General features: G+C 61.3%; 18 protein-coding genes. 5 read left to right on the top strand and 13 right to left on the bottom strand.

Translation table 11 applies throughout. The features are described 5' to 3' along the window. Positions 1-6: 6 nt before the first annotated feature. From IPM06_02860 to puuE, 10 genes are all read right to left on the bottom strand, one after another. Positions 7-1,872 carry a polysaccharide biosynthesis protein gene (locus IPM06_02860; GenBank protein ID MBK8769353.1) on the bottom strand — a complete coding sequence of 622 codons (1,866 nt, stop codon included), beginning with the start codon at positions 1,870-1,872 and terminating at the stop codon, positions 7-9. Then, entirely contained in the window at positions 1,869-3,131 is a 1,263-nt protein-coding gene (locus IPM06_02865) for a hypothetical protein (protein MBK8769354.1), read from the bottom strand. The genes IPM06_02860 and IPM06_02865 overlap by 4 nt, the downstream gene beginning before the upstream one ends. Then, positions 3,131-3,754 (bottom strand): hypothetical protein, encoded by a 624-nt coding sequence (locus tag IPM06_02870; GenBank protein ID MBK8769355.1) that lies wholly within the window; start codon positions 3,752-3,754, stop codon positions 3,131-3,133. The genes IPM06_02865 and IPM06_02870 overlap by 1 nt, the downstream gene beginning before the upstream one ends. 11 nt (positions 3,755-3,765) lie before the next feature. Next, complete coding sequence (locus tag IPM06_02875; protein ID MBK8769356.1) at positions 3,766-6,066, bottom strand: polysaccharide biosynthesis tyrosine autokinase; 2,301 nt, start codon at positions 6,064-6,066, stop codon at positions 3,766-3,768. A 7-nt stretch (positions 6,067-6,073) separates the two neighbouring features. Next, complete coding sequence (locus IPM06_02880) at positions 6,074-6,844, bottom strand: polysaccharide export protein (protein MBK8769357.1); 771 nt, start codon at positions 6,842-6,844, stop codon at positions 6,074-6,076. Beyond that, positions 6,841-7,644 carry a capsular biosynthesis protein gene (locus tag IPM06_02885; GenBank protein MBK8769358.1) on the bottom strand — a complete coding sequence of 268 codons (804 nt, stop codon included), beginning with the start codon at positions 7,642-7,644 and terminating at the stop codon, positions 6,841-6,843. Before IPM06_02885 ends, IPM06_02880 begins: the two co-directional genes overlap by 4 nt. Positions 7,645-7,710: 66 nt before the next feature. After that, entirely contained in the window at positions 7,711-9,171 is a 1,461-nt protein-coding gene (locus IPM06_02890) for an O-antigen ligase family protein (protein ID MBK8769359.1), read from the bottom strand. Between the two features lie 127 nt (positions 9,172-9,298). Then, the gene (locus tag IPM06_02895) at positions 9,299-9,799 is read right to left on the bottom strand and encodes a hypothetical protein (GenBank protein ID MBK8769360.1); all 501 of its coding nucleotides are present in this window, start codon (positions 9,797-9,799) and stop codon (positions 9,299-9,301) included. 276 nt (positions 9,800-10,075) lie between these two features. Beyond that, entirely contained in the window at positions 10,076-12,370 is a 2,295-nt protein-coding gene (locus IPM06_02900; protein ID MBK8769361.1) for an NADP-dependent malic enzyme, read from the bottom strand. 51 nt (positions 12,371-12,421) lie between these two features. Then, complete coding sequence (puuE, locus tag IPM06_02905) at positions 12,422-13,327, bottom strand: allantoinase PuuE (GenBank protein MBK8769362.1); 906 nt, start codon at positions 13,325-13,327, stop codon at positions 12,422-12,424. 216 nt (positions 13,328-13,543) lie between these two features. Here puuE and IPM06_02910 point away from each other — a divergent pair, with 216 nt between their 5' ends. The 5 genes from IPM06_02910 to IPM06_02930 all read left to right on the top strand — a co-directional run bounded on the left by IPM06_02910 (position 13,544) and on the right by IPM06_02930 (position 17,878). Then, on the top strand, positions 13,544-13,978 hold the full coding sequence (locus IPM06_02910; GenBank protein ID MBK8769363.1) for a hypothetical protein: 435 nt from the start codon (positions 13,544-13,546) through the stop codon (positions 13,976-13,978). Positions 13,979-14,121: 143 nt separating this feature from the next. Further along, complete coding sequence (locus tag IPM06_02915; protein MBK8769364.1) at positions 14,122-14,790, top strand: PRC-barrel domain-containing protein; 669 nt, start codon at positions 14,122-14,124, stop codon at positions 14,788-14,790. A 42-nt stretch (positions 14,791-14,832) separates the two neighbouring features. Next, positions 14,833-15,207, top strand: a complete 375-nt coding sequence (locus tag IPM06_02920) for a hypothetical protein (protein ID MBK8769365.1) — start codon at positions 14,833-14,835, stop codon at positions 15,205-15,207. Between the two features lie 136 nt (positions 15,208-15,343). Beyond that, positions 15,344-17,419 (top strand): PAS domain S-box protein, encoded by a 2,076-nt coding sequence (locus IPM06_02925; GenBank protein ID MBK8769366.1) that lies wholly within the window; start codon positions 15,344-15,346, stop codon positions 17,417-17,419. A gap of 93 nt (positions 17,420-17,512) precedes the next feature. Then, positions 17,513-17,878 (top strand): PRC-barrel domain-containing protein, encoded by a 366-nt coding sequence (locus tag IPM06_02930; GenBank protein ID MBK8769367.1) that lies wholly within the window; start codon positions 17,513-17,515, stop codon positions 17,876-17,878. Between the two features lie 77 nt (positions 17,879-17,955). Here IPM06_02930 and IPM06_02935 read toward each other — a convergent pair whose 3' ends face one another. From IPM06_02935 to IPM06_02945, 3 genes are all read right to left on the bottom strand, one after another. Beyond that, positions 17,956-18,447, bottom strand: a complete 492-nt coding sequence (locus tag IPM06_02935; GenBank protein MBK8769368.1) for a ferritin-like domain-containing protein — start codon at positions 18,445-18,447, stop codon at positions 17,956-17,958. A gap of 75 nt (positions 18,448-18,522) precedes the next feature. Continuing rightward, on the bottom strand, positions 18,523-18,714 hold the full coding sequence (locus IPM06_02940) for a DUF3008 family protein (protein ID MBK8769369.1): 192 nt from the start codon (positions 18,712-18,714) through the stop codon (positions 18,523-18,525). 261 nt (positions 18,715-18,975) lie between these two features. Continuing rightward, complete coding sequence (locus IPM06_02945; GenBank protein MBK8769370.1) at positions 18,976-19,134, bottom strand: DUF3309 domain-containing protein; 159 nt, start codon at positions 19,132-19,134, stop codon at positions 18,976-18,978. Between the last annotated feature and the right edge of the window lie 45 nt (positions 19,135-19,179).

A 19,179-nucleotide genomic window follows, 5' to 3' on the forward strand; every position in this document is an offset into this window, starting at 1 on the left:
ACTCCGCTATTGCGCCATGGCGAGTTTCAGCACCACATCCGCCTTCGGCCTGTCTCCGGGTGCGGGGACGATCCCGCGCATCTGCGCGTCCAGTTCGTGAAGCGGCAAACTGAACTCCCTGCTCCGCATGATCCGCGGGTGGTGCGTTGGTTGGATGTCGGTTCCGATTTGAAGTTCCTCGTAGAGCTTCTCGCCGTCCTTCAGACCGGTGATGCGGATCTCGATGTCGCCATCGGGGTTTTCCTCATTCTTCACCGTGAGGCCCGCCAACTCGATCATCGATTTCGCGAGCTGCATGATCTTGACGGACTCGCCCATGTCGAGAACGAACACTTCCCCGCCCTCGGCCATGGCTGCGGCCTGGATGACAAGCTGCGCGGCTTCGGGGATGAGCATGAAGAAGCGCGTGACATCCGGGTGCGTGACATTGACCGGACCACCGCCGGCAATCTGCTCGCGGAACAGCGGCACCACGGATCCGGTGGAGCCCAGAACATTTCCGAAGCGCACCATGGCGAAAATCGTGCCCGGCATTTCCGCCGCCAACGCCTGCACAACCATCTCGGCCACCCGCTTCGATGCTCCCATGATGCTGGTGGGACGAACGGCCTTGTCCGTCGAAATCATGACGAAACGCTTGACCTTGTTGTCCCTTGCCGCTTCCGCCACAGCCTTCGTGCCAAAGACATTGTTGTCGATGCCGGCCGCCGCGTTTTCCTGCACCATGCGCACATGCTTGTAGGCCGCCGCATGAAAGACAATATCAACCCCATGTTCTCGCATGATTGCCGACATGCGGGACTTGTCGCGGATATCGGCAAGGATCGGAACGGCGGAGCACGTTGTTCCCTCGTGCGACCTCGGTTGCGCCTCGATTGCGCGGTGAATTTCAAACAGGGCAAATTCACTGTTGTCGATGAGGACGAGCTTGCGCGGCTGGTACACCATGGCCTGCCGCACCAGTTCCGAGCCGATGGAGCCGCCTGCTCCCGTCACCATCACAACCTGGTCCTTGATCACCTTTTCCATGAGGAAGCGGTCCGGCGGAACAGGGTCGCGGCCGAGCAGGTCTTCCACCTTGATGGCGCGCAATTCCGTGAGCTTCAGTTCGCCATCCATGAACTCACCGGGGGGCGGCGCCATCTTCACGGTCAGGCCCTGCGCCAGGAGGTGATCCACCAGCAAGCGCCGGCTGCTGCGGCCAAGGTCGGAGCGCGCCACGATGACTTCGCGCGGCTGCCTTCGCTCCATCACCACCGGAAGATCTTCGGGCGAATAGACCTTCAGTCCGGCGATGGTCCGGCCGATCAACGTGTAATCCGTGTCCACAAAGGCAATGGGCCTGTAGGTGCGGTTGCGGCGCATGGCCTCCAGCACGGCCTGCCCTTCATGGCTTGCGCCATAGATGAGGGCGGGCACCAAGGGCCGCTGCCGCACCGCGTTTGTTCCTGCGCCAAAAATCAGCGCCGCTGCCTTTCGCAGCAAAATCATCAAGGCCACGGCCAGCAGGAGATAGATGAGCACGACGGAACGCGCAAAACCGGGCGTGCCAACAAAGAACACCAGCGTAATCCAGCCCCCGGCCGCAATCACCTGCGACGTCAGGATGCGTTGTTCGAGAATGCTGGAGTAGTTGCGCGACGCGGACCAATAGATTCCGAAGGGGAAAGCGCTTGCCACGCTCAGCACGGGAGCAACGACATAAAGGATGATCCTCTCGCGGTCCGGCAATTCGGGAGACGACAGGCGCAAGGCATAGGCGAGGAAGACCGCGAGATTGAGAACGAGGAAATCCGCCAGCGCAATGATGGCAACCTTGCCCTGGCTGGGCAGCCCCTGCAGGAAGGAGGCCAATGTCCGCACCGCCGTCATTGCGCGCCATCTCCGGCGGCAGGCGCCTTCGCGGTCACGGGCTCCAGCGCCACATCGTCAAGGAAGATCTGGCCCGTCAACTTCGTATCGAGAATGTTTCGCGCAACCGTTTCAAGCTGGAGCAATTGCGTCGCACAGTTGGCATCCGGAACCGTGACAAGCGCGTTCGCGGAGGTCCACGGGCCGTTCGCGACGATCTCGGCGCTTTCGCCAATGACCGCCTTTGTTTCCACACACTTCAACCGCCACACAAGACCGCGCGTTGCAGTCAGGTTCTGCACCTGCACGTCGTAGCGCAAGACGTATTGTCCCGGCGTCAGGCGCAGGTACTGCGTGACATGGGAAAAGGCCCCTTGGTAATTGGCAAAGTCGAGCCTGAGCGCCCGGTTTGTGGAATTGCCGGGACGGTTCAAGACATCGATCTGTGCATTCTTCGCCGGGCGCAGCGTCCAGTCGAAATACAGCCCCTGGGGTTCCATGTCGAAGCCGCCATCAAAGACATTCTGCACGCGCGCCAGACCGCTGGCATCCAGCGAATCCAGCCAGACAAAATAAGCCTGCTCAAAATTCCCTTGGCTTCCCAGCGACGACAGCAGCAGCCGCATCTCGCTGGCAGGCGTTTCGTCACCCGCCTTTCGCAGGCTCTCGAAAAGACGCTGCATCACCGGCCAGCCTTGCGGCTCCTGCGCGAGGAAGGAGAGAAGGTTGCGGCGCCACGGCGGCGAGGCAGCGAGCACCTTTGTCAGCGCCGGCAACGCATCGTTGCTGGAAATCAGCGCCGCGAGCGTCGCATAGAATTGCTGTCCAAGGTCCGGACGCGCCCGCAACAGGCCGTCGAGGTGAAAAAACGCATCGTCATACTGCTTCTTCTGCAGCGCGATGTTGACCGCCGTCAGTTGCGTGCGGGAGTCACGCATGGTGTAGCGCGCGGCATTGAGGGCGAGAACCTCCTGGCGCTGCGTATCCTTCTTCAGGCCGGCTGCGACGACGAGATATTGCAGCGCCTCCGCATCCAGCGCGTTCTGATGGAGAAGGGTGAACGCATAGTCTTCAAGGCGGCGGATGCCCGGTGCATCCAGTCCATTCAGATAATCAGCAATGCCTTGCCCGCTCAGCGCTGCGGGCACCGGATTTTGCGGTGGTAAACGCCAGACCGACGGTAACCCCACGCCGGCGGCAATCACCACGCCACATGCGGTGGCCGCCAGGAGTGCATATCTCTGGACGCGACGCCACAGGCGATGGGAATGTTGCGGCATCACAAACCTCCCTGCGGGCCAAAACGCAGCCAGGCAAAACTCGCGAGAGCGGTCACGCAGACTGCAAGGACAAAAGGCATGATGAGCAACTTCACGATATCCCGCTTGCGCAACTTGTAGTGACGCAAGCCGCCTGCGGAGGGCCTTGACGATATTGACTGGAAGCGCCGCTGTTGCGCCGGTTTCCTGCGTTGAAAGGCAACGGCGGCGGCAGGGTCGGCGCTGTCCTTGGCGGTCCCGTTCTCGATGCGGTCGGATGCCTCTTTCACGCGGTGGAAGAGGTTGGCCTCCCATGCACTCGGATTGCGGTCGGGGTGCAGCCACTTCAGCATCCAGCGCTTGTGCTCGCGTACGTCCTGGCTGGACCAATTCTGCGGCAGCGCAAGCACCATGCGGTCGCTGCCGTTGGCGTGGGTGATGATATGCTGGAGATAGACGCGGGCCGCATCGCTGATCTTCTGCTGACTGACGTTCCGGCCTGACGCCAGTACGGTCAGCGTCCCCTCATCGCCGGCGGCGCATTTGATCACCTCAAGCATGTCGTCCGGCAAGGGCCCCTTGAATTTGTGCGCCAGTTGTTTCGGCTGCCGCGCGGCTTCAAGGGCACGGTCAATCGCATGCATTCCGCCACCCATCAGCTGCGCTGCGACGGCAACTGCGGTGTGTCGCCGTAGCTGTGATAGTCATAGTCGCCATAACCATAACCATAGCCGTACCCGTAGCCCGTCTCCTTCGCGTCGAACTTGTTGAGCAGCGCTCCGATGATGTTGGCCCGCGCCATTTGCAGGCGCTTCAGCGCAATGCGGGCCGTGCTGCGGCGCGTTTCATTGGCCGCAACCACCAGCACGGTGGCCTGCACCAGGCGTGACAGCAATGGCGCGTCGGCAAGACCCATGATCGGCGGCGAATCCACGATGACGATGTCAAAGGACTCGTTGGCCAGCGTCAACAGCGACGGCATGCGCGCGCCCGTGAGCAATTCCGCCGGATTGGGCGGAAGCGGCCCCGAGGTCATCAGCACAAGACCTTCGGTCGTCGAGGCCTGCACCACGTCCTCCGGCAACTTGGCGCCCGAGAGATAGCTGCTCAGGCCCACCTCGTTGCTGATGCGCAAACGCTTGTGCAGCGAGGCATTGCGGAGGTCGGCATCGATCAACAACACATGCAGTCCGATCTGCGCCAGCGACACGGCAAGCGAGTGCGCCGTTGTCGACTTGCCTTCGGCGGGCTGGCTGCTGGTGATCAGCATAGTGCGCGGCAGGCCCTCGCTTGTGGCGAATTGCAAGCCCGTGCGCAACGAACGGTATGCCTCGGCGATGCTCGACCTCGGATCCGACAATTCCTGCTCGAGCGCCTTGCCCGTTTTCGGCTTTGGTATGATGCCCATCACAGGCAGGCTGAATTCGCGCTCGATATCTTCCGGTGACTTGAAGCTGTCGTCGAGGAAATCAAGTCCCAGCGCCGCCATGACACCAAGCAACACCCCCACGACCAGCGCCAGCGCCATGTTCAGGAGAAGGTTGGGCGAACGCGGGAACAGGGGCTTGATAGCGCGGTCCACGATGGAGATATTGTTGGTGCCCACGCCGCCGGCAACGCCGATTTCCTTGTAGCGCTGCAACAACCCGTCATAGAGCTGGCGGTTCGTGTCCACTTCGCGCTGGATGATGTTGTACTGGATGCTGCGGTTGCGCTGGTCGACAACCTCCGCCTTGCTGCCTTCCAGTTGCTGGGCCAGCGTCTCCTCTTCCTCCTTCGCGGCGATATACTGCGCCTCGATGGAATTCTTGATGGCGGCAACTTCGGTCTGCACCTGGCGGTCCAGTTCCTTGATCTGGTTTCGGAGCTGAATCATCAGCGGGAACGCCGGTTTGTAGATGGCAAGTTTCTGCTGGTATTCAGCAGCGAGTTCGGTCCTCAGCTTGCGGTTGGCCTTGATGGCGTCGCTGTCGAGGATTTCCTTGAGTCCCAGTCCATCGGTCGCCTGCGCCTGCTTCCACAGGAGTTCCTTCTTGATGCGCTCACCGTGTGCCGCCGCCAGCTTGTCGTTGACAGCCTGCAGGTCAGATGCGGAAAGGTTCTTGTTGTCATCCAGCCGGATGATGCCTTGGTCTTCCGCATATTTGACGAGCTGCTTTTCGGACTCCTCGAGCTTCACCTTGAGCTGCTGCAGGCGTTCTTCCAGGAATTTGCGCGCATAGGACGTCGCCTCATAGCGCCTGTCGAGGTTGTCTGCGATGAACACGTCCGCATAACCATTGGCGACGGTCTGGGCCAACGCCGGGTTGGCGTGATCGATATTGATCTTGACGATACGGGAGCCACGCACCGGGGCAATGCTCACCGTGCGTTGCAGCCGGTCCACGGCCGAACGCGTCAGGCTTTCCTGGCTGATCTCGGGAGCAGTGGCTGCGCCCGTGTCCTCTTCGCCGCTCAACAGCGACCACATCACGTCGATCAATGACTTCTGGCGCTTGTTGAAGGCATCGCTGTTTCCCAAACCAAGCGTCGTGGCGACCCGGTCGGCGAGCGCGCGGCTGGCAAGCAATTCGTATTCGGTCTGGTAGAATTCCATGCCGCCCGCGCCTTCCTCGGGCTGCACGCCATCCATCTTCACGATGTTTATGGCTTCGCGGTCGATCTGGATGGACGCGGTTGCCCGGTAGATGGGCGTCATGAGGAAGGTGACAACCGCTGCAATGAGGAGGGACGTGAGAACGATACCGGTGATCATCCACCGGTACTTCAGCGCCACGCGGATGTAGCGGCGGAAGTCGAAGCCCTGCTCGCCGGCACCGTCATCCGTGTTGGGGAAATAGGGATATGGGTTGGCGCCATACCGGAAATTCTGTGGAACCATGCCTGCCGGCGCTTCCACAACCGACTGGTTCTGCGGAAGTGGCGGCGGGAGTTGCTGCGAATTGCGGTCCATCATGCCCATCCTACAGCAACATCAACTGGAAGAGGCCGGAGAGCGGCAGCGCATCCTTGATGTCGCGCAGCGTCGTGCGGGCCGCACTTTCATCCACCATCACGATATCGCCCGCCTGCAGCATCGGATCCGAGACCTTGCCACTGCGCACCTCGCGAATGTCAAAGCGGGCCGCCATGCGCTTGTTGTCCACCGTGCGGAACAACAGGACGCCGCTGGGGTCCGCCACGGTTGAAAGTCCTTCGGCCAGTGCGATCGCCTGCATCAGCGAGATCTGGCCCGTTGTCGGGAAGATGCCGGGCTTCTTTACCGCACCGTCCACGGTGATGCGCTGGCTGTTGTATTCCTTCACAAAGACCGACACCTGTGGCGATTGCAGATAGCCCGCCTCCAGTTTTGCTGCGATGTCGCGTTCAAGCTGTGCTTGCGTGCGTCCCCCCGCCTTCACGGTCTTGATCAGGGGCATCGTGATGATTCCGCTGCTGTTGACCTGGACCGTACGGTTCAGCTCCTGAACGCCGAAAACCGAGATGTCGAGAACGTCGAGCGGTGCGATCTTGTAGTCTTCCTTGTTGGCTGTGGCGCTTTCGGAATTCTCGGCGAAGATTCTCTTGGCGCTGGTGGCGGCTTCACCATTGATGGACGTCGCTCCTGAACCACCGCCGGTGGTCTGGAAAGAGCCATCCGCATTTCCGTTCAAACCGCCGCCCCCGCAGGCGCTGAGAAGCCCCGTGAGGAGGAGCACGAAAAGGAAGGTGAGATGTGTCCGTAGCCGTGTCATTGTGCTGAAGCTCCAAACAGCCGCCGCCAGAAACCCGGTTCGCGGCTGTCCACCGGGAATTGCACGCTGATCTGCGGCGCTGATTCCGGCGGTTCGTTCTGAAGGATGAGGGCGGGTCTTGTCCGCACCAGATGGTTGGCCTCATCGCTCCCGACACGGGCGCAGGCCAGTTCATGCGCCTCCGCCAGCAGCGGCGGTCGCGATCTCGTATTATGGGCATCGGTGGCGAGGATGCTCACCAGTCCCTCGGACAACATGCGCTCTGCCCAGTATTGCGGGCGCTTGCCGAAGCGGCCTGCCAGCGATCCTGCCGTGATCTGCATCCACACGCCGGACGCCGCGAGCTTCTGCATCACCGCATAGTTTCCTTCGATCCATTTCAGCCGCTCGGGATGCGTCAGCACGGGCACGAAACCCGAAACCGCTATGTTGAACATGAAGTCTTCAAAGCGAGGCGGAAGAACGTGATGCGGCGGCTCCACCAGAACGTAGCGGCTGTCATGCAGGGTGAGGATCTGGCCCATCTTCAGGCATTGCGCGAAGTCCGGGCGGATATGGGCATCGGCGCCGACGACAAGGGCGAGCTGCAGTCCCTCGCGTTCAAACACGGCATTGAGATGCTTCACCCGGGCCCGAATGTCGGCGGCCTGATTGTCGTACATTCCCGGCATGAAATGGGGTGTGCAAGCCATCACCTCGATCCCGTCTGCCTCCGCCATGCGGCCGATGGCGAGCGAGTCATCCAGTGATTGTGCGCCGTCATCCACGCCGGCCAGGATATGGGAGTGAAGGTCAATCATGGGCCGCTCCCGGAAGCCTTCGTTGCCCCGCGCAGAAACCGGTACCGGAGTGGAACAAGCGAGCCGTCATGCCTGTACCTTTGGAGTATTCCGCGTTCCGAATGCACCCGGCACGAAGGGGCGCGGTGTGCGTGGCACGGCAGGTTCGGGCGGAGAGGTCACGTGGTGGCGGTGATTGTGAAGCGCTGCGCCTGCCAGCGTTGCAAGACCAAGGCAGACCGAGAACACCGATAGCATGGCCGGTGTCCGCAGGCCGAAATCCACGGCGGCATGAAGCAAGAGCAGTAACGCGGCGACGCCACTGGCGCGGTACAAGGCCCCGCCATGGCTGAACATGCTCAGCCGCATCAGGCGGACGATTGTCACTGCGAACAGAACCACGAAGGCGGCAAGCAGGATCAGCGCAGGAAGACCGCCCGCAAACACGATTTCCAACCAGTCATTGTGGGCGTGGTTCACATAATTGTCGATGATGTCGGCGGGCCGCTCGAACATCTGGTAGGCCGAGGCAAAACTGCCGAACCCGCTTCCCGCCGGAAAGAACGCCTTCACGCCGTCGAGAGTCACGGCGAAAATCGTGGCGCGGAAATCATCCAGGGGGTCTTTCTGCACAAGGCGCAGAATTCCCACCATGCTGGCCTGGCTGATGACGAACAGGGCCGCAAGTGCTGAGAGAATGGCCGCACCGGACTGTGCAAAGCGGCGCCAGCGAAAGACTGCCGCAAACGACAGAAATACCGCAACCATGGCAAGCAGGACGCCCGCTCTTGAACCGACAGCCGCAAGTGCCGCAAGGAGGATGCCCATGTAGATGACGGCAAAGAGCGACGTCAGCCATGGTTTCATCCGCCACGCATCCGTTGCCGTCGTGGCAAGTGCTGCCACAAATGGCACCGCCGTGAAAAGTTGCGCGGCAAGGAAGTTTCGGTTCGAGAACGTCCCCATGGCAATGTTGCCGGCCGGTGTGCTGTAGAAATACAGCGCATGTCCGGGCCCGGCAAACTTCTGGGTGAGCGCCAGCATGGCGCCTGCGAGGGCACACAGCAACAATACTGCCCCAACCATCATGGCATTGCGCCAATCCAGCGTGAGGGCGGCCAAGAACCCGGCGAACGCAGGAATCAGAGCAAGCGCCGATGCATATCCTTCCGCCGGTTGCAGATTGAGGGGAAGCCAAGGTGCGGCTTCTCCCGACGCCTGGTAGGTTGCAGCCACAAGTCCGCGGCCTGGCAGTGACATCCAGATCCCGGGCGGCAGGGGAATGAGTTGCACCAGCGTCAGCACCAGGGCGAGCAGCAGGAGGATGAGACCGGCAAGGCCAGTCCAGGTGGGAAATCCGGTCCGCAACTGCCAGGCCGCAATCAGGGCGATGCCCACGCTCAAGAGTGTCTGCAGTGTCAGCACGGCAGGCGACGGCACCGATGTCCCGCCACTGAGGATCATGGCCGCAAGCCACACGGAAACAGCCATGCCCCACCACAGGGAATGCAGCGATGGGCGCTCATTTCCTTTGACCGTGTGCGGCATCAACCCCCTGCTCCTGAATAGCACGAAGGGGCCGCAAAGCATGCGACCCTGATTCGCTTATTCACTTTTTAGTTCAGCCGATTCCACCATGCGAGAAAGTTCCGCAGCAGACGTCGACTGGCGGGAATCAATTTCCGCTGACGGGGTCGTCGCCGAACCAATCATCACACTTGACGGCGCAGGCCACGGCGGCGGGGCCCACGAATGCCAGCGTCGTGACGATCGGTGGCAAGCCGCCAATGCTCGGAAGCGCGGCGCCCGGCACACCCCCGGCACCGGCACCGCCCGCGCCGCCCGCAGGAGCGCCGCCGGCACCCGGCATGTCTGCAACCGGGACGACTGGCTGTTCACAGGGGGCCGTCGGGGTCACGACAAACACCGAAGATTGCGAGAGCGATAGCGTGCAGGACTGATAGCGGATTTTGGCGAAAGCGCCTTTTCCAACCATGACCTTGTCGCCGGCCTTGAGGGCCAAGGAATCCATTGCCGGAACAAATCCGTATCCGGAATTGACCAGCACCTTGCCGTCAATGGCGGAAACGGTGGCAATAGTAGGAGCGGCAGCGGCGGCAGCTGCGGAGCCGACAGCCAGCACAAAACCCGCCCGGAATAAGGCTCGCACGTTCATATTAAAATCCCCCGGTTAGTCGAACTCAACTTCTGCGGTATAAAACACAACCGGAGAGAAGGTCAAGCAGAACTACCCTCGACGGCCAGACTTCCACGCCAAAACCATCGAAACTGGCCAATATCTTGAATACTCGCGTGATTGGCAGAAGGCATGCCCGCGAAAACACCACCAGAGAGTGTCCAAATCTGGAAAACTTCCTTGAATGGTCGAATGGCCCTTATTGCAATTTTCTTAATGTTTTCAATGCACCAGACTGCTATCTAAAATTGTGTCTCAGAGCACTGGCCGGCTGGTACCCGTCTCCAGCGCCAGCGCTTCCGTGACTGCAATGGCCGACATGTTCACAACGCCGCGGGACGTGACGGAGCCGGTGAGAATATGGGCCGGCTTTGCAGTTCCAAGCAGGATCGGCCCCACAGGCAGGGAATCGCCGAACACCTTGATCGTCTGGTAGGCGATGTTGGCGGAGGCAAGGTCCGGCATGACCAGCAGGTTGGCATCGCCGGTGAGCGTCGAGGTTGGCAGCTTGCGCTGGCGCACGGCAGCAATGAGCGCCGTATCCGCCTGCATCTCGCCATCGACTTCCAGCTGCGGAGCCCGCTGCCGGACAATGCCCAGCGCCTCACGCATCTTCGTCGACGAGGGCGTATCGAAATCGCCGAAGTCGGAATGCGTGACCAGCGCCACCTTCGGCAGCAACCCGAAGCGCGCAACATGATCGGCACAGAGCAACACATTGTCGGCAATCGCGGCCGCGCTGGGATCGGGCTGCACATGCGTATCCGCAAGGAAGACGATGCCGCGCGATGTGATCATCAGGCTCATGGCTGCGAACTCGTTCACGCCGGGCGCCAGCCCGATGATGTCGCGGATCAGGCGGAGCTTCGACCGGAAACGCCCTTCCAGCCCGCAGATCATCGCGTCAGCCTCGCCACGGTGCACGGCGAGCGCGGCAATCACGGTCGTCGAGGTGCGGACGAGCGTTCGCGCCGCATCCGGCGTGATGCCCTTGCGTCCCGCCAGTTCCACCAGGGTGGCCACATAGTCGCGGTAGCGCGGATCATCTTCCGGATTGATGATCGCCACGTCGGTGTGGAGCGCAAGCGACAGTCCATAACGTTTGATGCGGGCTTCGATGACGGCCGGCCGGCCAACGAGAATGGGTTTTGCAATTCCTTCTTCGATCAGCACCTGCGCCGCCCGCAACACGCGCTCGTCTTCACCATCGGCATAGATCACCCGCCGCGGCTGCTTGCGCGCCTCGGCAAAGATGTTGCGCATGATGAAGCCTGACTTGAAAACGAAGCGCTGCAGGCTTTCGCCATAGGCGTCGAGATCGGCAATGGGCCGCGTGGCGACACCGCTCTCCATGGCAGCCCGTGCGACAGCAGGCGCCACCCGCAGGATAAGGCGCGGATCGAAGGGCGAAGGAATGAGCGACTCCCGCCCGAACACGCGGGTTTCACCGCCTGAGGCGCGCGCCACGATGTCCGAAGGCGTATCACGCGCCAATTCCGCGATGGCCTGGACGGCGGCCCGCTTCATCTCCTCATTGATGGCGGTGGCGCCCACATCAAGTGCGCCCCGGAAGATATAGGGAAAGCACAGCACGTTGTTGACCTGGTTCGGATAGTCGGAGCGGCCCGTGCAGATCATGGCATCGGCCCTGGCCTCAAGCGCCGCTTCCGGCATGATCTCGGGGAACGGATTGGCCAGCGCCAGGATGAGCGGGTGCGGCGCCATGGTCTTCAGATGCTCCGGCTTCAGCACACCACCTGCCGACAAACCGAGAAATACATCTGCATCCGGAATGATGTCCGCGAGGGTACGCGCCGACGTCTTCTGGGCAAACACCGCCTTCCAGGCGTCCATCAGCACCTCGCGGCCCTCATGCACCACGCCCTCGATGTCACAGACCCAGATGTTTTCGCGCAAGGCGCCCAGGCTTACCAACTGGTTGAGGCAGGCAAGGGCTGCGGCACCCGCACCCGACGCCACGATCTTGATGCGGGAAATGTCTTTGCCCGTGAGGCGGAGCGCGTTGGTGACGGCCGCACTGACAATCACCGCCGTGCCATGCTGGTCGTCGTGAAAGACGGGGATCGCCATGCGTTCCCGCAAGCGCTGCTCCAGTTCGAAGCACTCCGGTGCCTTGATGTCTTCCAGGTTGATGCCGCCGAATGTCGGCTCCAGTGCGGCAATCGTTTCCACCAACGCATCGACTTTGGTCTGCGCAAGCTCGATGTCGAAGACGTCGATGTCCGCGAACTTCTTGAACAGGACAGCCTTGCCTTCCATCACGGGCTTTGCCGCCAGCGGTCCGATATTGCCGAGGCCCAGCACGGCAGTGCCGTTGGAAACGACAGCCACGAGATTTCCCCGCGCCGTATAGCGCGAGACACTGGCAGGATCGGCATGGATCGCCTCAGACACGGCGGCAACGCCCGGCGAATAGGCCAGCGCCAGGTCGCGCTGGTTGACGAGCGGCTTGGTGGCGCGCACCTCGAGTTTCCCCGGCCTTGCGCCCTCATGATAAATGAGCGCACCGCTCTTCAGGTCCGTGGACAATTTCGTTGCCATCGAGAGTGGCCTTTCCGTCATGAATAAATAGGAACAGGATTACGTGAAACTGGCATGCCAATGACGGGCAATGTCGATCCGGCGCGGAATCCAGACCTTATCCTTCGATTGCACGTAGTCCATGAACTTCGCCAGGCCGAGCGCGCGCCCGGGGCGGCCCACAAGACGGCAATGCAGGCCAACCGACATCATCTTCGGTGATCCGCGGCGGCCCTCTTCATAGAGACAGTCGAAGCTGTCCTTGAGGTATTGAAAGAAGTGTTCGCCCGTATTGAAACCCTGGGGAGTGCCGAAACGCATGTCATTGGCATCGAGGGTGTAGGGAATGACAAGATGTTTGCCGCCATCGGCCTTCCTCAGCCAGTACGGCAGGTCGTCGGCATAGTCATCGGAGGAATAGAGAAAGCCTCCCTCCTCCATCACCAGCTTGGTGGTGTTCATGGAACACCGGCCCGTGTACCACCCCAGCGGCCGCTTGCCCGTCACTTCCGTGTGCACGCGGATGGCCTCGGCGATCTGCTGACGCTCCACCTCTTCCGGCATGTCCTTGTGCTCCACCCACTTGTAGCCGTGGCTGGCAATCTCCCAGTCCGCCTCGATCATGGCCTGCACCTGATCGGGAGAGCGCATCAGCGCGGTTGCAACGCCATAGATCGTGGGCTTGATCTTCCGTTCGGTGAACATGCGCCACAGGCGCCAGAAACCTGCGCGTGCGCCGTACTCGTAGATGGACTCCATGTTCCAGTGCCGCTGGCCGGGCCAGGGGGCCGCTCCGACGATCTCGGACAGGAATGCCTCCGAGGCCGCATCGCCATGGAGGATGTTGTTCTCGCCGCCCTCTTCATAATTGAGCACGAACTGCACGGCAACCCGGGCACCATCCGGCCACTTTGGATCAGGAATGGCACGGCCATAGCCCTTCATGTCTCGCGCATAAGTGGTCATCACGGCTCCTCGTTCATCAATGCGGCAGGCACCACATCAAATAGCTCAACTGCAGCAGCAGGCAAAGCTGCCTCTGGTGAACGGGCCCATCTTCTTTCATTTGCGCGTCAGAAACCGGAACATTCCGGAAATGGCATCGTTCTCTCTCTGCACGCCGGATCACCGGCGTGTGCCCTCATCCGCACAAGACCGTCAGCAGCGTTTAGGAGGTACATCATGTGCGATTACAGCTTGGAATCCCTCGTCAGCCGTGAAGCCGAAGTCGGCGATGTTCTCGTGACCTGCAGCTTCAGTACCACAACCACGCGCGGCTTCTGCGCACCCGGAAAGCCTGAGGTAGCGGTGTGCCTGAAGCCAGGCACAGAGCTTGCCTTCGAGCAGCCCGTGCAGACGTCCGGCATCTGGGGTTACGTGGAGCAGGCCTTCAGCCATGAATCGCGTCTCGCCCGTTTCCGCCAGGTCGACGTCGATAAGCCCGGCACGCATCACGACGCGGTGGAACTGGCCGATGGCCGCATCTTCAAGGTCAATGCGCTCCGCGAAGGGCAGCGCGCAACCGTGATCCAGCTTCCAGCCATCGAAGAGGGAATGCGGGAAGAGAAGCCGCACGTCCATGTCAGTGAAACTGCTCGCGAGAGCGAACTGATCTGACCGTGCCTTTGCTGCTGCCGTCCCATCTCCCCCGCGGATGGGGCGGCAGGAAGCATATGGATGCGCAATCAAAAATAGGGATTCGGGGAACCTTGGTCCGCGAGGGGCGTTTCACCAACTGCACAGCGACAAGGAGATTTGCCATGTCACGAACACTGTATTCCACAGCGGTGATCGCACTGCTCCTGGGAACCGGCGGAGCATTTGCGCAGAGTTCCACGACGGCACAGCAGCCGGGTGCCACGCCCGCCGTTGATTGCCCGGTGCCGGGTTCCGTTCCCGATGACCAGATTCCGGCAAACTGCAAGCCCGGCACCACAACTGGTGCAATTCCTGCCACACCTGATGCCAACAGCTCTGCGCAGCAGCAGCCCGATCCCAATGCAACACCTGACGTGAACACGGGATCCACGACGCCAGCCGGCAATTCCACGGCCGCCACTCCGCCGGCAGCAGGCAGCACCGATACGGCCGCGACTCCGCCGGACAATGCCACGGACGAGGCCATGGCGCCAATGCCTGCCGGTGCGGAATTCCTCGCCTCACAATTCATGGGGCGCACGGTCTACACCGCGTCCAATGAGAATGTCGGCGAGATCAATGATCTTGTGATGAACAAGGAACTCGATACCATCGTCGCCGTGATTGGCGTGGGCGGCTTCCTGGGCATCGGCGAGAAGGATGTTCTGGTCCCGATCGACCAGATCACCATCTCGAAGGACGCTTCCAACAAGCCTCTTCTCACCATTGCGTCGACCAAGGAGCAGCTTGAGGCCGCTCCCGCCTTCGACCGCACCGCTCTCGCCCGCTGACGGCAGCTCAGCAAACTCAACCCCCGTTAGGAGACTATAGTGATGAAAACGACGCTTCTCAGTTCGGCGCTTGCGTCAGCAATCATGCTCAGCACGCCAATGATGATCCCCATGGGCGCCGCGACCCCGGCAAAGGCCGAAGTTTCGCTTGGCGTGTTCTTCGGTGTGCCGCACTACCGCCACCGGATGGGACCTGACTACATGTATCGCCGCGGCTATGGCTGGTATCTTCCCCGCCATCACGCCCGCTTCAAGATGTCTTGTGGTGAGGCCAAGTGGTCGGTGCGCAATCGCGGCTACCGGAACGTGTCGACGGTGGAGTGCAATGGCGCCACCTACACCTTCCGTGCGTCGCGCAACGGCCACCGCATCGTGGTCTACGTCAATGCCCGCAGTGGCGCGGTATGGCGCGGCTGAGGCCACATCTCACATGAACTCGCCCGGGTGCCGCAGCAATGCAGCGCCCGGGCTATTTTTTTCTGCCGTGTGATCCTCCTGCCATCTTCATGCGGAATGATGTACATCAAAAAAGACGCGCAACCCGGAAGCCGTCATGCCCTCACGTGATGATTCACAGCGTTTGGAAGAAGCATCGGCCTCAGCCCGAATTGTAAGTTACTATTGCGAGTCCGCGTCAGGGCACACGCTCCGCTCGCCCAACTGCACGGCCCTGCTCGGACTGCCCGCCCATGGCCCCACCGAAGCGTGGTCGGCCTTGATCGATCCGGAGGACTTGCCGTATTTCGAGAATGCGCTTCATTCCACCACGCCGGCCAGTCCCGACTTCGAGGTGGAATACCGCATCGCCCATGCCTCCACCCGGCGGCGGATGTGGGTGCTGGATCGTGGAACATGTGAATTCGGCTCCGACGGTGAAAAACTGTCCGTGCGCGGAGCAATCGTTGACATCAGCGACCGGATCGGGGCCGAAATGGCCATGCGAAAATCCGCCCAGATGAGCGCCGTGGCATTCGAGGCTGCCCGTATGGCCACCTGGCACCTCGACATGGCCACCAGTGTGTTCACCTGTACCGACGAGCTCCTGCGGCTGCTGGGCACGGACAAGGGCCAGTTTGGCGGCACGCCCCAGGCACTCGAGAAATATATACACCCCGCCGACACGGAAACCTGGCGGAGCTTCTACCGCATGGCCTTTGCCGCATCCGGCCGGCATGAGGTGGAGTTCCGCGTCCTGCGCCCCAACGGCGCCGTGCGGTGGATCCTGACCCGTGGCGAAATCAGCCGCCGCAGCGACGGCACCGTGCGTGAAGCCTTTGGCATCATGATGGACATCACGGAGCGCAAATCCAGCGAGGAAGCCGCCGCGCGCCTCGCCGCCATCGTCACCCATTCAGAAGAAGCAATCCTGAGCAAGACGTTGTCGGGCATCGTGACAAGCTGGAACCGCGGTGCCGAAACCTTGTTCGGATACACGGCCGCCGAAATGATCGGCGAACCCGTGATGAAAATCGTGCCCGTCGAGAATGCCAGCGAGGAAGCGCGCATTCTCTCCACCATCAGCAGGGGCGAAACGATTGCGCCCTACGAGTCCGTGCGCCTTCGCAAGGATGGCACCCGTGTGCATGTCTCGGTTGCAGTGTCACCCATTCGCAACGCGGCAGGCCAGGCCGTGGGCTGTTCCACAATCGCGCGCGATATCACTGAGCGCCGGCGATATACGGAGATCGTGCTTCAAAACGAGGCGCGCCTGCGCCTCGCCCTGCGCAGCGCCCGCGCCGGCGCCTGGGATATTGATCTCGTCCGCAATCACCTGCATTGGACGCCGGAGATGTTCGTGATCTACGGCCACGACCCGGCGCAGGGCGTGCCCCCCCGCGAGGCCCGCGACTCGCAGATCGATCCAGCGCACCGCTCGCGGGTGAAGCGTCAGTTTGACCAGGCCCTTGAGGCGGGTGGCTCCTTCGCGCTGGAGTTCCCCATTGCGCGGCCGGACGGCTCACTGATCTGGACGTCCGTTGTCGGCGACGTGGTGAAGGACGAGAACGGCCAGGCGATCGGCGCACGCGGCATCGACCAGGACATCACCGAGCGCAAGAACTGGGAGAAGCGGCAGGCGATGCTGCTGAAGGAACTGTCCCACCGGGTGAAGAACACCCTTGCCGTCATCCAGTCGATGACGCGGCAGACATTGCGCTCCAACAGTGATCCGGAGAAATTCGTCGCGGCCTTCGAAGGCCGCATCCGCAGCCTCGCCGCTTCTCACAGTCTCCTCACGGATGTGGACTGGAAGGGCGCGGGGCTGGTGGACATTTTGCGCAGTCAGCTCGAAGGCATGGTGGACAGCATGGATGAGAGCTTCACACTTCGCGGCCCCGACGTCACGGTGCCGGCGGGTGCAGCAACGCAGCTGGGCCTGGTGCTGCATGAGCTGGGCACCAATGCAAGCAAGTATGGTGCGCTGTCACGGCCCGGCGGCCATATCGACATCGTCTGGACGCTTTACGGCAACAAGCTCCGGCTCGCCTGGCGTGAACGCGGTGGACCGCGCGTGACCGGGCCGTCACGCGAGGAGGGATTCGGCACCTCGCTCCTGCTCTCCAGCGCGGACAAGGTTACACGCCGGTTCCTTCGCAACGGATTTTCCTGCCGCCTTGAGTTCATGCTTTAGCCCGCACGGATTGAATACGGGCGGAACATCACCCGCACGCCGGCGTTTTTTCTCCATGGGCGCAATCCCGCGCCGCGAGAGGAGAAGACCGACATGGCAACCGCAAGACCCAATCATGCCCTTGTCTCCAGCGAAGACGTGGAAGGCACCACCGTTTACGACAAGGACGGCGAGAAAATCGGCGAAGTCGAACGGCTCATCATCGACAAGGTCTCCGGCCGCGTTCACTACGCCGTCGTCAGCTTCGGCGGCTTCATGGGCCTCGGCCACAGTCACTATCCATTGCCTTGGGATGCGCTGTCCTACGACACGTCTCTCGATGGCTTCCGCACCAATGTCAGCGAGCAGCAGGTGCGCGATGCACCGGAATTCAGCGACGACTCGTGGAAAGACCGCAACTGGGAGCGGAACATCCACACCCACTATCAGGTGGAGCCCTATTGGGGCGCCGACATCTGATCTGACGTTCCGCCAGGCGTACAAAAAAAAGAGGAGAAGCAGATGCTTCTCCTCTTCTTTGCTTCGCGACTGGAAGATCAGGCGGCGGCGCGCTGGTTCACCGCGTCTTCGGCGATGTCGGACAGCTTCTGGTCAGCCGACTCTTCTTCATCGAGCGTTTCCTGCATGATGTCGGCCGCCTCGTTCCAGCCCAGTTCCTTGGCCCAGGCGATCAGGGCGCCGTAGCGGGCCATCTCGTAGTGCTCCACGGTCTGAGCCGAGGAAATGATCGCAGCATCCATGGCACGGTCATCCTTGATGTCTTCGAGCACTTCGTTCGCCTCTTCCAGCAGGCCTTCCAGCGCTTCGCACTTCTTGGCCTGGGGCTTGATTTCACAGGCCTCGAACACCTGCTCCAGGCGGGCGACGTGGGTTTCCGTTTCGGCGGCGTGGCTGTTGATGGCGTCCTTGAGCTCCTGGTCCACGGCCTTCTTCTCCATGGTCGGCAGCGTCTTCACCAGTTTCTTCTCGACATAATACATGTCCTTGAGCGTCTCGGTGAACAGGTCTTCAAGCGTCTTGATGGGCATTTTACTTCTCCTGGTGGGTTTTCAGTTGTGATGGACGGCAGGGGTGGCCGCGTGCGAACCGGCAGGCTGCAAGGGTCAGTCCTTGCGATCGGCGTGTTCGGGCAGTTTCGACCGTTTCGTCTCGGCGAATTCCTCAAGTTCCTGGATCGACATGGAATCATACATTCCGCGCGATGCCCCCTTGAGTTCGCTCACCGGTGCCTCACCCCTTTTTGCGGCGAGTGCGGCTCCGGCCGCTTTCTGCTGGGCTTTGGATTTCGCTGGCATGACCCGGTCTCCTTTCAGCTTGCAGGTCAGAGGAGAAACGCCGCCAATCGCCCTTCCGTTCCTCTCAAAACAGGAACCAAGTCTGCGGGCTGACGTTTTTGGCTGCGTAACAGCAAAAGGAGAAGCCCATGCGCGGCGTTGTCTTGTGGTTCCTTGGAGTGCCGATTTCCGTGATCATCCTGCTCTATCTTTTTCACGTGATCTGAAAACAGATGGGGCGGCTTGCTTTCGCAAACCGCCCCATTTGAAAACCGGGCTGGACTAGATGCGGCCGGTCAAGGCCAGGATCACCACAATCAAAAGCAACAAACCGAGCCCACCCGACGGGCCGTACCCCCAACCGCGGCTATAGCCCCAGCTGGGCAGTGCACCGATCACGACGAGGATCAGGAGGATAATCAGAATTGTACCCAAGGTCATTGTCAGCTTCTCCCTGTTGACTGAATGCCTAACGACACCAGCGGA

Source organism: Hyphomicrobiales bacterium (assembly GCA_016710435.1).
GTDB lineage: Bacteria > Pseudomonadota > Alphaproteobacteria > Rhizobiales > Aestuariivirgaceae > Aestuariivirga.

Excerpts from the sequence above, each read along its gene's own strand:
- IPM06_02945 (MBK8769370.1), bottom strand. The coding sequence starts at position 19,134 with ATGACCTTGGGTACAATTCTGATTATCCTCCTGATCCTCGTCGTGATC.
- IPM06_02885 (MBK8769358.1), bottom strand. The coding sequence starts at position 7,644 with ATGATTGACCTTCACTCCCATATCCTGGCCGGCGTGGATGACGGCGCA.
- IPM06_02940 (MBK8769369.1), bottom strand. The coding sequence starts at position 18,714 with ATGCCAGCGAAATCCAAAGCCCAGCAGAAAGCGGCCGGAGCCGCACTC.
- IPM06_02895 (MBK8769360.1), bottom strand. The coding sequence starts at position 9,799 with ATGAACGTGCGAGCCTTATTCCGGGCGGGTTTTGTGCTGGCTGTCGGC.
- IPM06_02920 (MBK8769365.1), top strand. The coding sequence starts at position 14,833 with ATGAAAACGACGCTTCTCAGTTCGGCGCTTGCGTCAGCAATCATGCTC.
- IPM06_02925 (MBK8769366.1), top strand. The coding sequence starts at position 15,344 with ATGCCCTCACGTGATGATTCACAGCGTTTGGAAGAAGCATCGGCCTCA.
- IPM06_02860 (MBK8769353.1), bottom strand. The coding sequence starts at position 1,872 with ATGACGGCGGTGCGGACATTGGCCTCCTTCCTGCAGGGGCTGCCCAGC.
- IPM06_02915 (MBK8769364.1), top strand. The coding sequence starts at position 14,122 with ATGTCACGAACACTGTATTCCACAGCGGTGATCGCACTGCTCCTGGGA.
- IPM06_02880 (MBK8769357.1), bottom strand. The coding sequence starts at position 6,844 with ATGACACGGCTACGGACACATCTCACCTTCCTTTTCGTGCTCCTCCTC.
- IPM06_02870 (MBK8769355.1), bottom strand. The coding sequence starts at position 3,754 with ATGCATGCGATTGACCGTGCCCTTGAAGCCGCGCGGCAGCCGAAACAA.
- IPM06_02910 (MBK8769363.1), top strand. The coding sequence starts at position 13,544 with ATGTGCGATTACAGCTTGGAATCCCTCGTCAGCCGTGAAGCCGAAGTC.
- puuE (MBK8769362.1), bottom strand. The coding sequence starts at position 13,327 with ATGACCACTTATGCGCGAGACATGAAGGGCTATGGCCGTGCCATTCCT.
- IPM06_02865 (MBK8769354.1), bottom strand. The coding sequence starts at position 3,131 with ATGCCGCAACATTCCCATCGCCTGTGGCGTCGCGTCCAGAGATATGCA.
- IPM06_02890 (MBK8769359.1), bottom strand. The coding sequence starts at position 9,171 with ATGCCGCACACGGTCAAAGGAAATGAGCGCCCATCGCTGCATTCCCTG.
- IPM06_02935 (MBK8769368.1), bottom strand. The coding sequence starts at position 18,447 with ATGCCCATCAAGACGCTTGAAGACCTGTTCACCGAGACGCTCAAGGAC.
- IPM06_02875 (MBK8769356.1), bottom strand. The coding sequence starts at position 6,066 with ATGATGGACCGCAATTCGCAGCAACTCCCGCCGCCACTTCCGCAGAAC.
- IPM06_02930 (MBK8769367.1), top strand. The coding sequence starts at position 17,513 with ATGGCAACCGCAAGACCCAATCATGCCCTTGTCTCCAGCGAAGACGTG.